14 protein-coding genes and 2 pseudogenes are annotated in these 12,118 nt (G+C 68.7%); 11 read left to right on the plus strand and 5 right to left on the minus strand.

The genetic code is table 11. From position 1 onward, the window contains the following. The first annotated feature begins 62 nt into the window (after window positions 1-62). Entirely contained in the window at window positions 63-575 is a 513-nt protein-coding gene (locus OIE49_RS15825) for a DUF5994 family protein (protein WP_326802879.1), read from the plus strand. A 139-nt stretch (window positions 576-714) separates the two neighbouring features. After that, window positions 715-1,908 carry a PP2C family protein-serine/threonine phosphatase gene (locus tag OIE49_RS15830; RefSeq protein WP_326802880.1) on the plus strand — a complete coding sequence of 398 codons (1,194 nt, stop codon included), beginning with the start codon at window positions 715-717 and terminating at the stop codon, window positions 1,906-1,908. Between the two features lie 66 nt (window positions 1,909-1,974). On the opposite strand, the gene OIE49_RS15835 is transcribed toward OIE49_RS15830, so the two are convergent. After that, a complete protein-coding gene (locus tag OIE49_RS15835) occupies window positions 1,975-2,442 on the minus strand; it encodes a DUF5994 family protein (protein WP_326802881.1) in 468 nt (155 codons plus the stop codon). 523 nt (window positions 2,443-2,965) lie between these two features. Here OIE49_RS15835 and OIE49_RS15840 point away from each other — a divergent pair. From OIE49_RS15840 to OIE49_RS37110, 5 genes and pseudogenes are all read left to right on the plus strand, one after another. After that, window positions 2,966-3,250 carry a hypothetical protein gene (locus OIE49_RS15840; RefSeq protein ID WP_326802882.1) on the plus strand — a complete coding sequence of 95 codons (285 nt, stop codon included), beginning with the start codon at window positions 2,966-2,968 and terminating at the stop codon, window positions 3,248-3,250. An 880-nt stretch (window positions 3,251-4,130) separates the two neighbouring features. Continuing rightward, a complete protein-coding gene (locus OIE49_RS15845) occupies window positions 4,131-5,024 on the plus strand; it encodes a phosphorothioated DNA-binding restriction endonuclease (RefSeq protein WP_326802883.1) in 894 nt (297 codons plus the stop codon). A 169-nt stretch (window positions 5,025-5,193) separates the two neighbouring features. Next, window positions 5,194-5,433 carry a DUF5131 family protein gene (locus OIE49_RS15850; RefSeq protein WP_326802884.1) on the plus strand — a complete coding sequence of 80 codons (240 nt, stop codon included), beginning with the start codon at window positions 5,194-5,196 and terminating at the stop codon, window positions 5,431-5,433. Next, window positions 5,357-6,093: pseudogene (locus tag OIE49_RS15855) on the plus strand (IS5 family transposase); the annotation flags it as partial. The gene OIE49_RS15850 and the pseudogene OIE49_RS15855, both read left to right, overlap by 77 nt. Window positions 6,094-6,135: 42 nt before the next feature. After that, on the plus strand, window positions 6,136-7,065 hold the full coding sequence (locus OIE49_RS37110) for an MFS transporter (protein ID WP_401972481.1): 930 nt from the start codon (window positions 6,136-6,138) through the stop codon (window positions 7,063-7,065). Window positions 7,066-7,216: 151 nt separating this feature from the next. Here OIE49_RS37110 and OIE49_RS15865 read toward each other — a convergent pair whose 3' ends face one another. Next, a complete protein-coding gene (locus OIE49_RS15865; protein ID WP_326802885.1) occupies window positions 7,217-7,522 on the minus strand; it encodes a PIN domain-containing protein in 306 nt (101 codons plus the stop codon). A gap of 121 nt (window positions 7,523-7,643) precedes the next feature. Next, window positions 7,644-7,916, minus strand: coding sequence for a hypothetical protein (locus OIE49_RS15870; protein ID WP_326802886.1), 273 nt, complete (start codon window positions 7,914-7,916; stop codon window positions 7,644-7,646). 280 nt (window positions 7,917-8,196) lie between these two features. On the opposite strand from OIE49_RS15870, the gene OIE49_RS15875 reads away from it, so the two are divergent. Next, complete coding sequence (locus OIE49_RS15875; RefSeq protein WP_326806244.1) at window positions 8,197-8,622, plus strand: ATP-binding protein; 426 nt, start codon at window positions 8,197-8,199, stop codon at window positions 8,620-8,622. On the opposite strand, the gene OIE49_RS15880 is transcribed toward OIE49_RS15875, so the two are convergent. Next, window positions 8,591-9,058, minus strand: a complete 468-nt coding sequence (locus OIE49_RS15880) for a type II toxin-antitoxin system VapC family toxin (RefSeq protein WP_326802887.1) — start codon at window positions 9,056-9,058, stop codon at window positions 8,591-8,593. The two genes, OIE49_RS15875 and OIE49_RS15880, sit on opposite strands and share 32 nt — an antisense overlap. Continuing rightward, the gene (locus tag OIE49_RS15885; protein WP_326802888.1) at window positions 9,048-9,317 is read right to left on the minus strand and encodes a type II toxin-antitoxin system Phd/YefM family antitoxin; all 270 of its coding nucleotides are present in this window, start codon (window positions 9,315-9,317) and stop codon (window positions 9,048-9,050) included. The genes OIE49_RS15880 and OIE49_RS15885 overlap by 11 nt, the downstream gene beginning before the upstream one ends. Before the next feature lie 566 nt (window positions 9,318-9,883). On the opposite strand from OIE49_RS15885, the pseudogene OIE49_RS37115 reads away from it, so the two are divergent. From OIE49_RS37115 to OIE49_RS15895, 3 genes and pseudogenes are all read left to right on the plus strand, one after another. Continuing rightward, window positions 9,884-10,130: pseudogene (locus OIE49_RS37115) on the plus strand (serine/threonine protein kinase); the annotation flags it as partial. 11 nt (window positions 10,131-10,141) lie between these two features. Beyond that, window positions 10,142-10,420 (plus strand): hypothetical protein, encoded by a 279-nt coding sequence (locus tag OIE49_RS37120; protein ID WP_401788105.1) that lies wholly within the window; start codon window positions 10,142-10,144, stop codon window positions 10,418-10,420. A 347-nt stretch (window positions 10,421-10,767) separates the two neighbouring features. Beyond that, entirely contained in the window at window positions 10,768-12,003 is a 1,236-nt protein-coding gene (locus tag OIE49_RS15895) for a threonine/serine exporter family protein (RefSeq protein ID WP_326802890.1), read from the plus strand. Window positions 12,004-12,118: the final 115 nt, after the last annotated feature.

Genomic DNA, 12,118 nt, shown 5'->3' on the forward strand with positions numbered 1-12,118 from the left:
GCGCCGTTCCCGGCGAGTAACAGACACGGGCAGCCGCAAGCCGCCCGGGACGGGACCGCACGATGGACGCCATCACCAAGCCCGCCGAAGATCCGGCACCAGCTGACGGACACACCTACCGGATGCCCTCGCCCCGGCTGCGCCTCACGCGGGACGCCAGCCACGGCCCGCTGGACGGAGCGTGGTGGCCGCGCTGCGACGCACTGGAGCTGGAGCTGCCCGCGCTGGTCGGCTCCTTGGATCCGAGCGTCGGCACCGTCACCCACGTCACCGTGGGGACCGCCGCCTGGCCCGATGCCCCGCAGAAGGTGATGGCGCCCGGGCATGTGATCGAGGTGGTCCTGACCGACCTCGCCACTGAGGCGCATGCCATCACCGTGGACTGCGGCACCGTGGGACGCTGGGAACTGCTGGTGATCCCACCGGACGAGCCGGCCGGAACGGCTGCCGGGTTGCTGATCGCTGCCGCCGACCCCGGGAACTCGCTGCCGGCTCCGCGCCTGCTCGCACTCGCCGAGTGCGGCCCCGACGGCCGGGACACATGGGAGTCGGAAGGAGGAGCCGGACTCAGGTGAGCAGCCCGATCTGGTGGGGCTCGCGCGTGCCCGTGCCGATGCGGACGTCTACGACCCCTCGATGGAGCGATGACACCGACAGACCCTGCGTCGTCCCAGTCCGCCGCACTGACCAGCCCGGCCCGTGGCGGGTGAGTGGATGACGACCGGACGGCGCGCGGACCGCTCCGAGAGCTTCGGGGAAGCTCTGCTGGGCGAGGTCCTCGATCGCGCGCATGAACTGCCGCCCCATCTCATCGGGCCCTTGGTCGCCGACGTAGTGGGGCGGCTCGGGGGCCGCCGACCGCAGGTGCTGCTGCAGGACTACGGACAACTGCTGCTGGTGCCCCTGCCCGGCGACGGCCTCACGGGGGGCGAACCGCTGGTGATCGACGACTCCGAGGCGGGCCGCTGCTTTCTCGACGCTCACCCCGTCGAGCTGCCCGAGGACGACGGCGTGCGGGTCCACCTCCCGCTGCTGGACGGCGGCGACCAGGTCGGGGTCATGGCAGTGACGTTGGACAGCGTCGATGACCACGACCGCCGCATACTGCGCAGGATCGCCGGCCTGGTGGCCGACCTACTGGTGACCAAGCACGGCTACTCCGACCTTTTCTTCGGTGTCCGACGCGGTGAACCGATGAGCGTCGCCGCGGAGATCCAGTGGTCCCTGCTGCCACCGCTGGCGATGATCATGCCTCGCATCGCCGTGGCTGGGATCCTGGAACCCGCCTACGACGTTGCGGGGGACAGCTTCGACTACGCCCTCAACGGAGACATCCTCCACGTGGCCATGATCGACGCGATGGGCCACGGCCTGGACGCAGCCACGATGGCCACCGTGGCCATCGGTGCCTACCGCCACGCCCGCCGCGCCAGCACGGGGCTACCGGAGATCTACGGCTTCATGGACCGCGCTGTGGCGGACCAGTTCGGCCCCGAGCACTTCGTCACCGCGCAGATGCTGCAGCTGGACACCACGACGGGGCATCTTCAGTGGGTCAATGCCGGGCACCCGTCACCGATGCTCGTCCGTGATCATCGAGTAGCCCTCCGGCTGACCGGTCCGACGACCCTCCCTGTCGGCTTCGGCGGTCCGGAGCCGCAGGTGTGCGAGATGAAGCTGGAGCCGGGGGACCGCCTCCTCTGCTTCACCGACGGACTGATCGAGGAACACACGATGGGTGAAGAGCAGTTCGGAGAGGGCCATCTGATCAACTGGGTGAACCAGTTGGAGAGAACCGGCCGCGGGATCCGGGCGGTGGCGCGCGCCTTGTCCCATACGCTCAAGCGGGCGCGGGGCGGACGCACCACCGACGACGCGACGCTGCTCCTGGTGGAGTGGCGCGGCTGACTCACCACTGTCGTCCGCACGTCCGCCGGCCTCGGCCGGGGGACGGCTCGTCAGTCCCGACCGACCCTACCCGCTCCCGGTGTCGATGAGGATCTGTTCCGCCTGGCTGATGTTGTCGGCCCGGACGGCCTGGGTCATCGCGGCATGTGCGGCTTCTGGTGTCGCGTGCGGCGGGACCACCAGCAGCGAGAACACGTCCTGGTCGCCCCGGGTGATCAGGACGGTGCCATCGCCCACCGGGAAGGAGTCGATGTGCACCACCCGGTCGTCGACGACGATCCGCGTCGGGAGGCCTTCCCAGGCCGCGGCGTCCAACCCGACACGCGTCACGGGGCCGAGATGTGCGATGAGGGCGCTCAGCAGCCCGGGCAGCTCGGCACCGATGTCGCGCGACCGCGGCCACCACGCACCGTCCAGGACGCCTTCACGCGACTCCGTCGTCTCCAGCCGGAGCAGCGCACACCCCGGCCGCACGGCCGCGTGAACACCACTCGGCAGATGCCGGGAAACAGGGGGTGAGCCGGAGCCGGTCATAAGGGACCACCCGTCTTCCAGAAACGGTGCGAACACGGGACTCGCCTCGTCCCTTCCACGCTACTCCGTGTAGCCCCGGGAGCCGGAATCACCGGGATCGGCCCGACCCCGGTGCCGGCGTCGACGGGAGGAACCGCAGTCGCGGCATTACGCTTCAGGAAAGGGGCGTATGCGGAAGCGCAGCGGCAACCGGACGCCGGACGTTCCGAGCAGTGGCCGCATATGTCCTCAGCGCCACCCCCCGCAGGAGGGGACGCGTGGATGACAAGCCACTGGCCTCCGCGGGCAACACCTGGGTCCGCCTCGTCGCGACCGGAGGCCCCTCGTGGCGTCGCCGAGGTCGTCCGCCGCTGCTCACCTCGACCGAGCAGCGCAGCTGCCCCACCGGCCGCGCGTCCCGTCTCCGTCTCACCTCCATCGACTGGCAGACACGCCTCACAGCCCGCACAGTCCTGGCTGGCATCCAGTGGATCAGCCCCCGTCAGCGCCCGCACCGTCGGCCACGAGCCCGAGAGCGACAGCCATGACGACACTCCGTGAACGCAAGACCTACCGCAAAGCGATTCTCCGAGCCCTGTACGGGGCAGTCGAACGCAATCGCCCCCAGGTCAGCGGATCGACGCTCCGTAACGAGGTCCGTCTTCCCGACGCGGACCTCTCCGCAGCCTGCGCCTACCTGGCCGACGCAGGCCTGATCATGGTCGACTGGACATCGCACAAGACTCCCGCCACCACCTCGCTGACCCATGAGGGCATCCGCTTCATGGAGGAGGAAGAAGATTCGGCTGCACCCCCTCAGGGTGACTGACGTGGCGCCCGGGTCGGGTCAGTCCGACCACCTGGTGACCACCGGCCGTCGCGCTCTTCGCTGGGGATGTGGCCTTCATCGCGGTAGTGGAGTCTCGGCACGTTCACCATTGCGCCACCCGCTGACGACGGTGGCAGCGGTATATCTCCCGTCGACGGAGGTCATAGGGTTGTGAGCGGAAGTGCACGGCAGGAAACGCCGTGCCCGCGGAGAGCGATATCCGTGTCCGTGGCGTGAGAAATAGGTGCGGGGGCACGGCGAGCATTCCTCGACCGTCGGCCGGAGTGGAATTGTCGACCGTGCAGGGCCGGTGTGGTTGCCAGAAGGTTCATTTTGCTACCGGGTAGCACTTCGCGCCGAAGGCTTGCGCTGACAAACCTTCGGCGCGAACGCAGCGAGCGACCAGGGCGGACCGGCGGTCGTCATGGGCAGCCTGAAGCGCTCCGGTAAGCGTGCACTGCAGCTGCGCGCCCAGACCATGACACGAGTGGCAGGACTTCTCACGTCTGCGGCACAGGGCGGGTGGGTGGCCGTCTCGCGGGCAGCCCCCGCCGGAACGGATTCGGCACACATGAGGACGGGAAACCCCGCGAACAAGCGAGAACTACGGAGGGGTGTCTGACCAGGTCAGCCGTCCTGCGGTCGACGTTTGTACAGGTCACGGACCTGACGAGGGAAAACTCCTAAAGCGGGTGTCGCAGGTTCGAATCCTGCCGGGGGCACAGCAAAACGCCTGGTCAGAGGCCCTTCCGTCCGACGAACGGGAGGGCCTTCGTACGCGCGGTACGCATATGGCACGCGTGCGGCTGCGGGCAGAGGTGGGGCTTTCCAGCCCCGCCCACGCCATATGCCTGAGAAGGCCCGTCTACGATCAGCCGCCATGGACTGGCTGGAGCGGATCGCGAAGCTGAGGCAGTGGACCAGGAGTGGGACTCGCGCTCCGCACAAGCCGCTGCTGCTCCTGTACGCCCTCGGCCGGTTCCAGGAGGATGCCGACGGCGATCTGCAATACACCGCGGTGGAGCAGGACCTGCAGCGCCTGCTGACCGAGTACGGCCCGCCCAACAAGACGACGCCCGCCTACCCCTTCCATCACCTGGTCAGCGACGGCGTATGGGAAGTGCGCACCGATCGCGGGCCTGGCAGCCCCGGAAGTGGGGTCCGGGACCTCCGGGAGACAGGCGCCACCGGACGACTCGCGCCGGACTTGAGAGCGGCGCTGCGACGTGAACCGCAACTGCTCGGCAGAATCGCAGGATTGCTGCTCGACCTGCACTTCCCACCCTCCCTCCACAGCGAACTGTGCGAAGCCGTCGGCCTGGAACTGGAGTCGGCGGAGACCGAGCAGCTCTCGACGGCACGCAGGCAGCGGGACCCGCGGATGCGGGAGCTGGTACTGACCGCCTACGAGTACCGGTGCGCCTTCTGCGGTTACGACGGCAGGATCGGCGCGGTGCCAGTCGGGCTGGAGGCCGCCCACGTGCGCTGGTGGGCGTTCGGCGGCCCCGATGGCATCGAGAACGGGCTGTGCCTGTGCTCGCTGCACCACAAGCTCTTCGACAAGGGTGTCCTCGGTGTGGGAGACGGCCACCGCATCCTGGTCTCACAGCGCTTCGTCGGCCACAGCGCAGCCGCCCGCAGGCACGTCATAGCCCTCGCGGGCCGTCCACTCGTCGGCCCACAGCCCGGCGCGCGCCCTGTTGCTGCCGCTCACCGCGACTGGCACACCCGTCAGGTCTTCCACGGCGAGCCGCGCCCTGCTACGACTGCCTGACCGCTGCAGCCAGCCCTCATGAGACGCCCCCTTCACGGAACGTGCGTTCGATCTGAAAGATGGGCACGGTCGCGTGCCAGTTCGGTACGTCGCTCGTTAGGCAGCGCAGTCGAAGCGCTGAGTGGGCAAGCGCTGGTGGTCCTTGCCCAACTGCTACGGGAGGGGACCCATGGGCGATCGCAGCACCATCGAGTGGACTGAGGCGACCTGGAATCCCACCACCGGTTGCCATCGCATCTCCCCCGGGTGCGACAACTGTTACGCACTGACGTTATCCAGACGCCTCAAGGCGATGGGGTGGCGAAGTACCAAGCCGACGGTGACCCCAGGACATCCGGTCCCGGCTTCGGCCTCACCCTGCATCCGGACACGCTGGCCCGCAGGGCGGAGGGCGGCGGCAGGCCGGTGACCGGGAATGCCTGGCGGCGATCATCTTCGTGGCCACCTCGGGCTGCACCTGGCGGCAGCTGCCGCCGGTGTTCGGGCCGGCCTGGCCCACGGTCTACCGGCGCTTTGCCCAGTGGAGCCGGGATCGGGTCTGGGTCAGGCTCCACCGGCTCGTTCTCGACGAACTCGGAGCCCGCGGTGAGCTGGACTGGTCACGGTGCGCGATCGACTCCGTCAGCGTCCGAGCGTCAAAAGGGGGCCACTGACCGGACCGAATCCGACCGATCGCGGCAAGCCGGGATCGAAAATCCACCTGATCACCGACCGGAACGGACTGCCGCTGTCACTGGGGATCTCTGGTGCTAATACCCACGACAGCCTTGGCCTGGAGCCGCTGGTGCGCGGTATCCCGCCCATCCGCTCCCGTCGCGGCCCGCGCCGCCGGCGCCCGGCCGAGCTCCACGCCGACAAGGGCTACGACTACGACCACCTGCGCCGATGGCTCCGCTCACGCGGCATCCGCCACCGGATCGCCCGCAAGGGCATCGAGTCCTCCAAACAGCTGGGCCGCCACCGCTGGGTCGTCGAGAGGACGGTTTCCTGGCTCGCCGGCTGCCGACGCCTGCACCGCCGCTACGAACGCAAGGACGAGCACTGCCTCGCCTTCGTCGGTATCGCAGCACGGGTCGGGATGCGGCCGGTGCTGCACACCTCACTTCTCGTCATGCCCGTACTGCTCGCGCTGGTCGGCCTGGTCAGAGGAACCGTTGGGCTCGTGGTGCTCGTCATGGCCCTCGGCGCCGTGCACGGCGCCATCGACACGGCCATGAACACCCATGCCGTCACGATCGAGCGGCGCCTCGGACGTCCCATCCTCAACGGCTGTCACGCCGCCTGGAGCACCAGCGCTGTCGTGGCCTCACTCGCCACGGCCGCCTTGGAACGTGCCGGCATTCCGTTCACCCCACACCTCGTCGCAACCGCCGCCCTGCTCATGGCCGGGAGCCTGCTGCTGGGCCTGCTCCTGGCGGAGACCGGCACGGGGGACCACGCCCGCGCGTCCTCGCCCGCGTCGCGCCGAAGGGGCCTGCGCGGCGGCTGGGGCCGCCAGGTCGTGACACTCGGCCTGACCGGCACGGCCCTGATGGTCTGCGAAGGCGCCGCCCTTGGCTGGAGCGCGATCTTCCTGCACGACTCCCGGGGCGCATCACTCGGTCTCGCGGCCACTGCAGTGACCGCGTACACCGGCGCTCAGGCGGTCGGCCGGGTGATCGGCGACCGCCTGACCCTGCGCCATGGCCCTCAAGTTCTGTTCCGTGCCGGCAGCCTCCTTGCGGCATGCGGTCTGGCGATGGCGCTGCTCTCGCCGAGTCCGGTCGCGGCCATCGGAGGCTTTGCCGTCGCGGGTGCGGGCGCGTCCGTCCTGATCCCGCTGGCCTACAGCGCAGTCGGTCAGGCGAAGGCGGACACCCCGGAAGCCGCGACGCTGATCTCCCGGTTCACCACCTTCACCTACGCGGGGACCCTGTTCGGCCCCGCCGTGATCGGCTGGGCCGCTGAGCTCGCGGGCCTCACCTGGACGCTGACGGCGCTCATTCCCGTGCTGTGCGCTGTCGCATTCCTGAGCCGACTACCCAGCCGCCCACAGCTCTGAGGGATCTGCCCACGATCGGGTGACATCTGAACTGGCTTGCCCTGCAGCCGACCGCCTGAGCGCCGGTGTACGCCGTCACTGCTGTGGCCGCGAGACCGTGGGCGGCAGGGCTTCCGGCTTCGCAGCACATATATGTGAGGGGCTCCTCAACCTACAGTTGCTGCTCCCACGGATTGACCACCAGAGCCCCGGTTCGGGCCATGTGCTTGATGTTGCGGGTGGCAACCGTCCAGCCGTTGGCCAGGGCGGTGGCAGCGATCAGTGCGTCCGGCGGGTCGATGCTGGTGCCGGCGGCCCTGAGCGTCTTGTGGACGGTGAGATAGGCGGCCGCTTCCGGTTCGCCGATCGGCGCGATGCGGTCACGGTATTCGTGCCGCACCGCAGCGAGGGCCCGAGCGTAGCGGGCCTGGCGTACAGGATCCGGAGCAGCGGCTACACCGGCCTCGATCTCGGCCATGGTGATCACGCCCTCAGGAAGCGGTTGGGCCTGGCCGTGGAGCGGAACCAGGCCAGGACACGGGGATCGGGCTTCGCACGGGTCGTCAGCTCGGCGACGACATTGGTGTCGAACAGGTAGATCACTCGGCGTCCGTCTGCTCGTCGTAGGAGCGGGCACCGAACTCCAGACCCTCGAAGGGCCGGGAGAGCAGGAACTCCTCGAAGCCGTCGTTGCTCAGGGCCACCCAGCGGTGCAGCATCTCTGGCAGTGCCTCGATCTCCGTGTCGGCTAGCTCTGCGTCGAAGTGCCGACGCTGGTCCTCAGGCAGGGACTCCCGGATGTCGCGAATGGTCCGCAACGGGTGCGACGACGGGGGTGGCGTGTGAGGCACACCGCTCGGGGCTGTGGTCATCGGCATCCCCTCCACTTGATCAGGCTGCGTACTGCTGCTGGTCCCAGGCTACGGGTTCCCACCTGCCCGCTCACAGCTTTGGGAACGGGAGCGGAGCATCCGTCCGCCTGCCCGCCGAACCACAGCGGCAGTTCTTACGGGGTTCGCCCGATCGCCCTCGTCCATGAGGCGATGAGGCTCCGCATCAGGCACCCACCCCCGGCCCAGCAGCCGACCAGAACGGATTCAGCACACATGAGGCCGGGAACAGATGAGAACACATGGGAACCGCGGAGAAGTGATTTCGCAGGTCAGATGCGCTGCGGGCTACGTTTACGCAGTTCACGGCCTCGCCCACCCAGGATTTCCGGAAGAGGTCAGTAGAGCCCACCGCTGGACCCGCGACATCCTGCGGGGATCGCCGTTAGCGGAGGACGCCGAGCTGAGCGCGAACGCGATCCTCCACACGGCCAGCGGTCAGGCATCCGGCAGCTTCCATCTGGCCTTGGCGGTCTCCGCGCAGGTGATCGCGCTCTCGGTCACGGACGACGGAGGCACGGGCACGGCCCCCAAGGTCGAGCACCAGAGCCAGGACGCCGAACACGGCCGCGGTCTGGGAATGGTCAGCGCCATCGCCCACAGGATCGTGGTCCACGACAGCGACGGCGGCCACACGGTCACCGCGGAACTCTGGCTCAGCCTTCGTGGGGCACTTTCGGGCGGGTGACCGGTACGACGGTGAGGAGGTCGTCCAACCCTTTGAAGTCGTCGGGGTTGGTGGTGAAGAGAGGGAGGTCCTCGGCCACGGCGATGGCGGCGATCATCAGGTCGGCCATCCGGCGGCGCGGCTTACGGCCCGCACTGATCACCGCGGCACAGATGCGACCGTAGATGCGGGCTGCCTCGGCGTCGAAGGGGATGGGGTCGAACTCGTTCTCGGCGCGTTGCAGAACGTCGAGCCTGCGGGCGCGTTCGGCGTGTTCGTCGTAGCCGCTCTGTTCGTCGTTGCGACGGACCTCGTGCGGACCGGCGGACAACTCGGCCAGGGTGATGGCGGTGATCGCCATTTCGTCCGGCAGTTCCTCGGGGGCCACCCACCGGCGCAGAATCATGATGTTGGTGTCGAGGAGTCCCTGCTCGTACGTCGAGCGGTCAGCGGGCATAGGGATCGTCCAGGTAGATGTCGGCCGTGGTGTCCTGGTCGGCGCGGAATGTGTCGAGGTCGATGTCGGGGGCGGTCCTGGACATCGCGGCGAACTCCTGGCGGGAGACGAACCGACGGCGGCGTCGCAGAGGGACGAGCTGACCGATCGGGTGTCCGTCACGGGTGACGGTGAACGACTGGCCGCCCTGTATGGCGTCCATGATCTCTCGGGACCGGTTGCGCAGATCCCGCTGGGTGATTTCGGGCTGAACGCTCATACCAACCACCGTAGCACCCGGTGCTACTGGGTAGCACTCACGTCGAAGACCTGCGCTGAAAGCCTTCGGCCGCGAACGCAGCGAGCGACCAGGGCGGACCGGCGGTCGTCATGGGCAGCCTGAAGCTCTCCGGCAAGCGTGCACTGCATCGGCGCGGCCCAGACCGTGACACGAGTGGCAGGACTTCTCACGTCTGCGGCACAGGGCGGGTGGGTGGCCGTCTCGCGGGCAGCCCCCGCCGGAACGGATTCGGCACACATGAGGACGGGAAACCCCGCGAACAAGCGAGAACCACGGAGGGGCATCTGACCAGGTCAGCCGTCCTGCGGTCGACGTTTGTACAGGTCACGGACCTGACGAGGGAAAACTCCTAAAGCGGGTGTCGCAGGTTCGAATCCTGCCGGGGGCACAACGCGATACCGCTCTGACCTGCATCGGAGCATCAGAAAAGCCCCTCGGAAGTGATCTCCGAGGGGCCTTTTGACCCTTCATGGGAACGCATGGGAACGCGCCGTCAGGCAGCGTCCTCCGTAGGAACGCCGGGCGTCTCCTCCGGTTCCTGGGCGGCACACGTCACCACACGCATCCAGCACCCCGGCGTTCCGCAGATCTACGACGCCGCACTCGACAAGTCGTACGAGCGGCTGTACCTGGTGATGGAACTCGCCGACGGGATCCCATTCGGCGACTACGTCGCCCCCGACCAAGCCGCTGCCGGTGTCCTGGGCGGCCGGGGTGACAGCGCAGGTGTGCACGGTGCTGTCCGGTGCGCACGCCGTCCCGGTCGTCCACCGGGGCTTCCAGCCCGCCAACACCTGGGCCAGGTGACGGTCACCCTGCAGGGGTTCGAGGCCTTCCTCCGCCAGGTGCGGGCCGTGGACAGCGACGCCTGCGACGAGGCGATAGAACTGCGGCGCGCCATCGGATTCCTGGAACTGTCCGAGGGACGACTCGTCGAGGCCCGGCGGATGCTCCAGTCGCTCCACGCCGACATGTGCGTGGTCTGCGGCCCCGACGACGAGGACACCGTGGAAATCGCCGATGCCCTGGCGTGGATCCGTCTCACCCTGGACGGTGCACACCGGGAAACACCGGAGACCTGACCGAGTAGCTTGCTGCCCGACCGCGACCTACCGCGAGATCGCCGGATGATGCGGCCACGAACTCACCTCCAGCATTCGACCGAGCCATCGCTGTCAATGAGGATGCGACGCCGTGGCGCTGCGGTGGTTCTGACTCGTCCACTGACTGACGTCTCGCCTGACCTCGTGCGCCCCAACGAGCCTCCCCGGCCGAGACCACCCTGCCGGCGGTCGGGATGGTCTTCGGATCGCAAGCTATTGCCCCAAACTTCGAGCCCTCACCCATGACGGGGATCGTGCCGCCCGAGGTGCCCTGAGGCGGCCGCTCGTGTAAGCAGGAACTCCTGGCCCCGGGCGAGGAGGCGGGCGTGGAGCAGCGATCGGTAGCAGGTCTCGACGATCTCACGGCGTTCCTGGCCCGGCTCACCGGCCTGTTGCTGCGCTCGTCCGGCGAGGGCGCCCACCTCATCGAGCGAGCCGTGGTCGGCAGCGCCCGTGCCTTCGGCGGCGTCGCGTCCCTGCTGCTGGTGCCGGAGGCGGCGGCGCTCACGGTCACCGCCGCGGACGGCGGTACCCGCACCGTCATCGTGCACGGCTTCCCGGAGGTCTTTCGCCTCGACCAGGTCGCCGCGCTCAAGCCGTTCCTCGCCGAAGTGCGGGCAGGCCGGACCGGAATCGCGGAGGCCGATCGCGGGCTGATGGAGATCGAGGCGGCGCCGCCACCGTACCCGTGGTGGCTGAAGTTCCTCGGCATCGTGCTGTTCGCGCTGGGTTTCGCACCGTTGATGCAGCCCACCTGGTACGAGATCGCCACCACGACCGTGCTCGGTGCGCTCGCCGCGGCTCTCGCGGTCACCGCCGACCGTGTGCCCCGGCTGCACCGGTTCCTTCCGCTGACGGTGTCGACGGCGGTCTCCGTCGTCACGATCGAGCTGTTCGCCGGCAATCCTGCACACGGCGGTCCCGTCCTGCTGATGCTCCCGGCGCTGTTCTATTTCATTCCCGGCGACTATCTGAGCGCGGCGACCGCCGAGCTGGCCGCCGGCCTGATCACCACCGGTGCGATACGGCTCATCTACTCCGTCTTCCTGCTGGTCCAGCTGTACGTCGGCGTCCTGCTCGGCGTCCTTTTCGCCGGCGCCTCCCCCCACGCCCTCTTTGACGTCGCCGCCCACTCCGACCTGCCCCGGTGGGCGCTGTTTTTGGCCTGGATCGTCTTCACAGCGGGCACCCTGCTCGCCTTCGCGATCCCCTTACGCTTCTTCTGGCCGCTGCTCCTGCTCGTCTACGTCACCGTCGGCGTGCAGTCGGCACTCACAAAGCTCGCCGGGGAGACGGGCAGCACCTTCGTCGCCGCGGTCGTCCTTGCCGCCACGGCCACGCTGATCGCGCGCGGGCCGCGCCGCCCACCCCGGCTGATCCTGATCCTGCCCGGCTTCTTCACGCTCACCGTCGGCTCGCTCGGCATGCGCGGTCTGACCACTTTGGTCGGCGGCTACGTCGAGGGTTTCCAGGACCTGCTGAAGCTGGTCACGATCGTCACCGCCCTCGCCATCGGCCTCGTGGTCGGCGAAGCACTCACGCAGGGGCACAGCGAAACCTGAGCGAGGCGGCACCATGACCCGCGCACCGGCAGCCCTCACCAAGCAGGACTACGCGGCCCACATCAGGCGGGCCGCCCGCAGCGCGGCCGACGCCGGTCTCACCTTCCTCAACATC

Source organism: Streptomyces sp. NBC_01788, from assembly GCF_035917575.1.
Lineage (GTDB): Bacteria > Actinomycetota > Actinomycetes > Streptomycetales > Streptomycetaceae > Streptomyces.

Bases quoted from the DNA above. Each gene is read 5' to 3' on its own strand.
- OIE49_RS15830 (WP_326802880.1), top strand. From the start codon at position 715: ATGACGACCGGACGGCGCGCGGACCGCTCCGAGAGCTTCGGGGAAGCT.
- OIE49_RS15840 (WP_326802882.1), top strand. From the start codon at position 2,966: ATGACGACACTCCGTGAACGCAAGACCTACCGCAAAGCGATTCTCCGA.
- OIE49_RS15825 (WP_326802879.1), top strand. From the start codon at position 63: ATGGACGCCATCACCAAGCCCGCCGAAGATCCGGCACCAGCTGACGGA.
- OIE49_RS15835 (WP_326802881.1), bottom strand. From the start codon at position 2,442: ATGACCGGCTCCGGCTCACCCCCTGTTTCCCGGCATCTGCCGAGTGGT.
- OIE49_RS15850 (WP_326802884.1), top strand. From the start codon at position 5,194: ATGGGCGATCGCAGCACCATCGAGTGGACTGAGGCGACCTGGAATCCC.
- OIE49_RS15885 (WP_326802888.1), bottom strand. From the start codon at position 9,317: ATGAGCGTTCAGCCCGAAATCACCCAGCGGGATCTGCGCAACCGGTCC.
- OIE49_RS15870 (WP_326802886.1), bottom strand. From the start codon at position 7,916: ATGACCACAGCCCCGAGCGGTGTGCCTCACACGCCACCCCCGTCGTCG.
- OIE49_RS15845 (WP_326802883.1), top strand. From the start codon at position 4,131: ATGGACTGGCTGGAGCGGATCGCGAAGCTGAGGCAGTGGACCAGGAGT.
- OIE49_RS37110 (WP_401972481.1), top strand. From the start codon at position 6,136: ATGCCCGTACTGCTCGCGCTGGTCGGCCTGGTCAGAGGAACCGTTGGG.
- OIE49_RS15865 (WP_326802885.1), bottom strand. From the start codon at position 7,522: ATGGCCGAGATCGAGGCCGGTGTAGCCGCTGCTCCGGATCCTGTACGC.
- OIE49_RS15880 (WP_326802887.1), bottom strand. From the start codon at position 9,058: ATGCCCGCTGACCGCTCGACGTACGAGCAGGGACTCCTCGACACCAAC.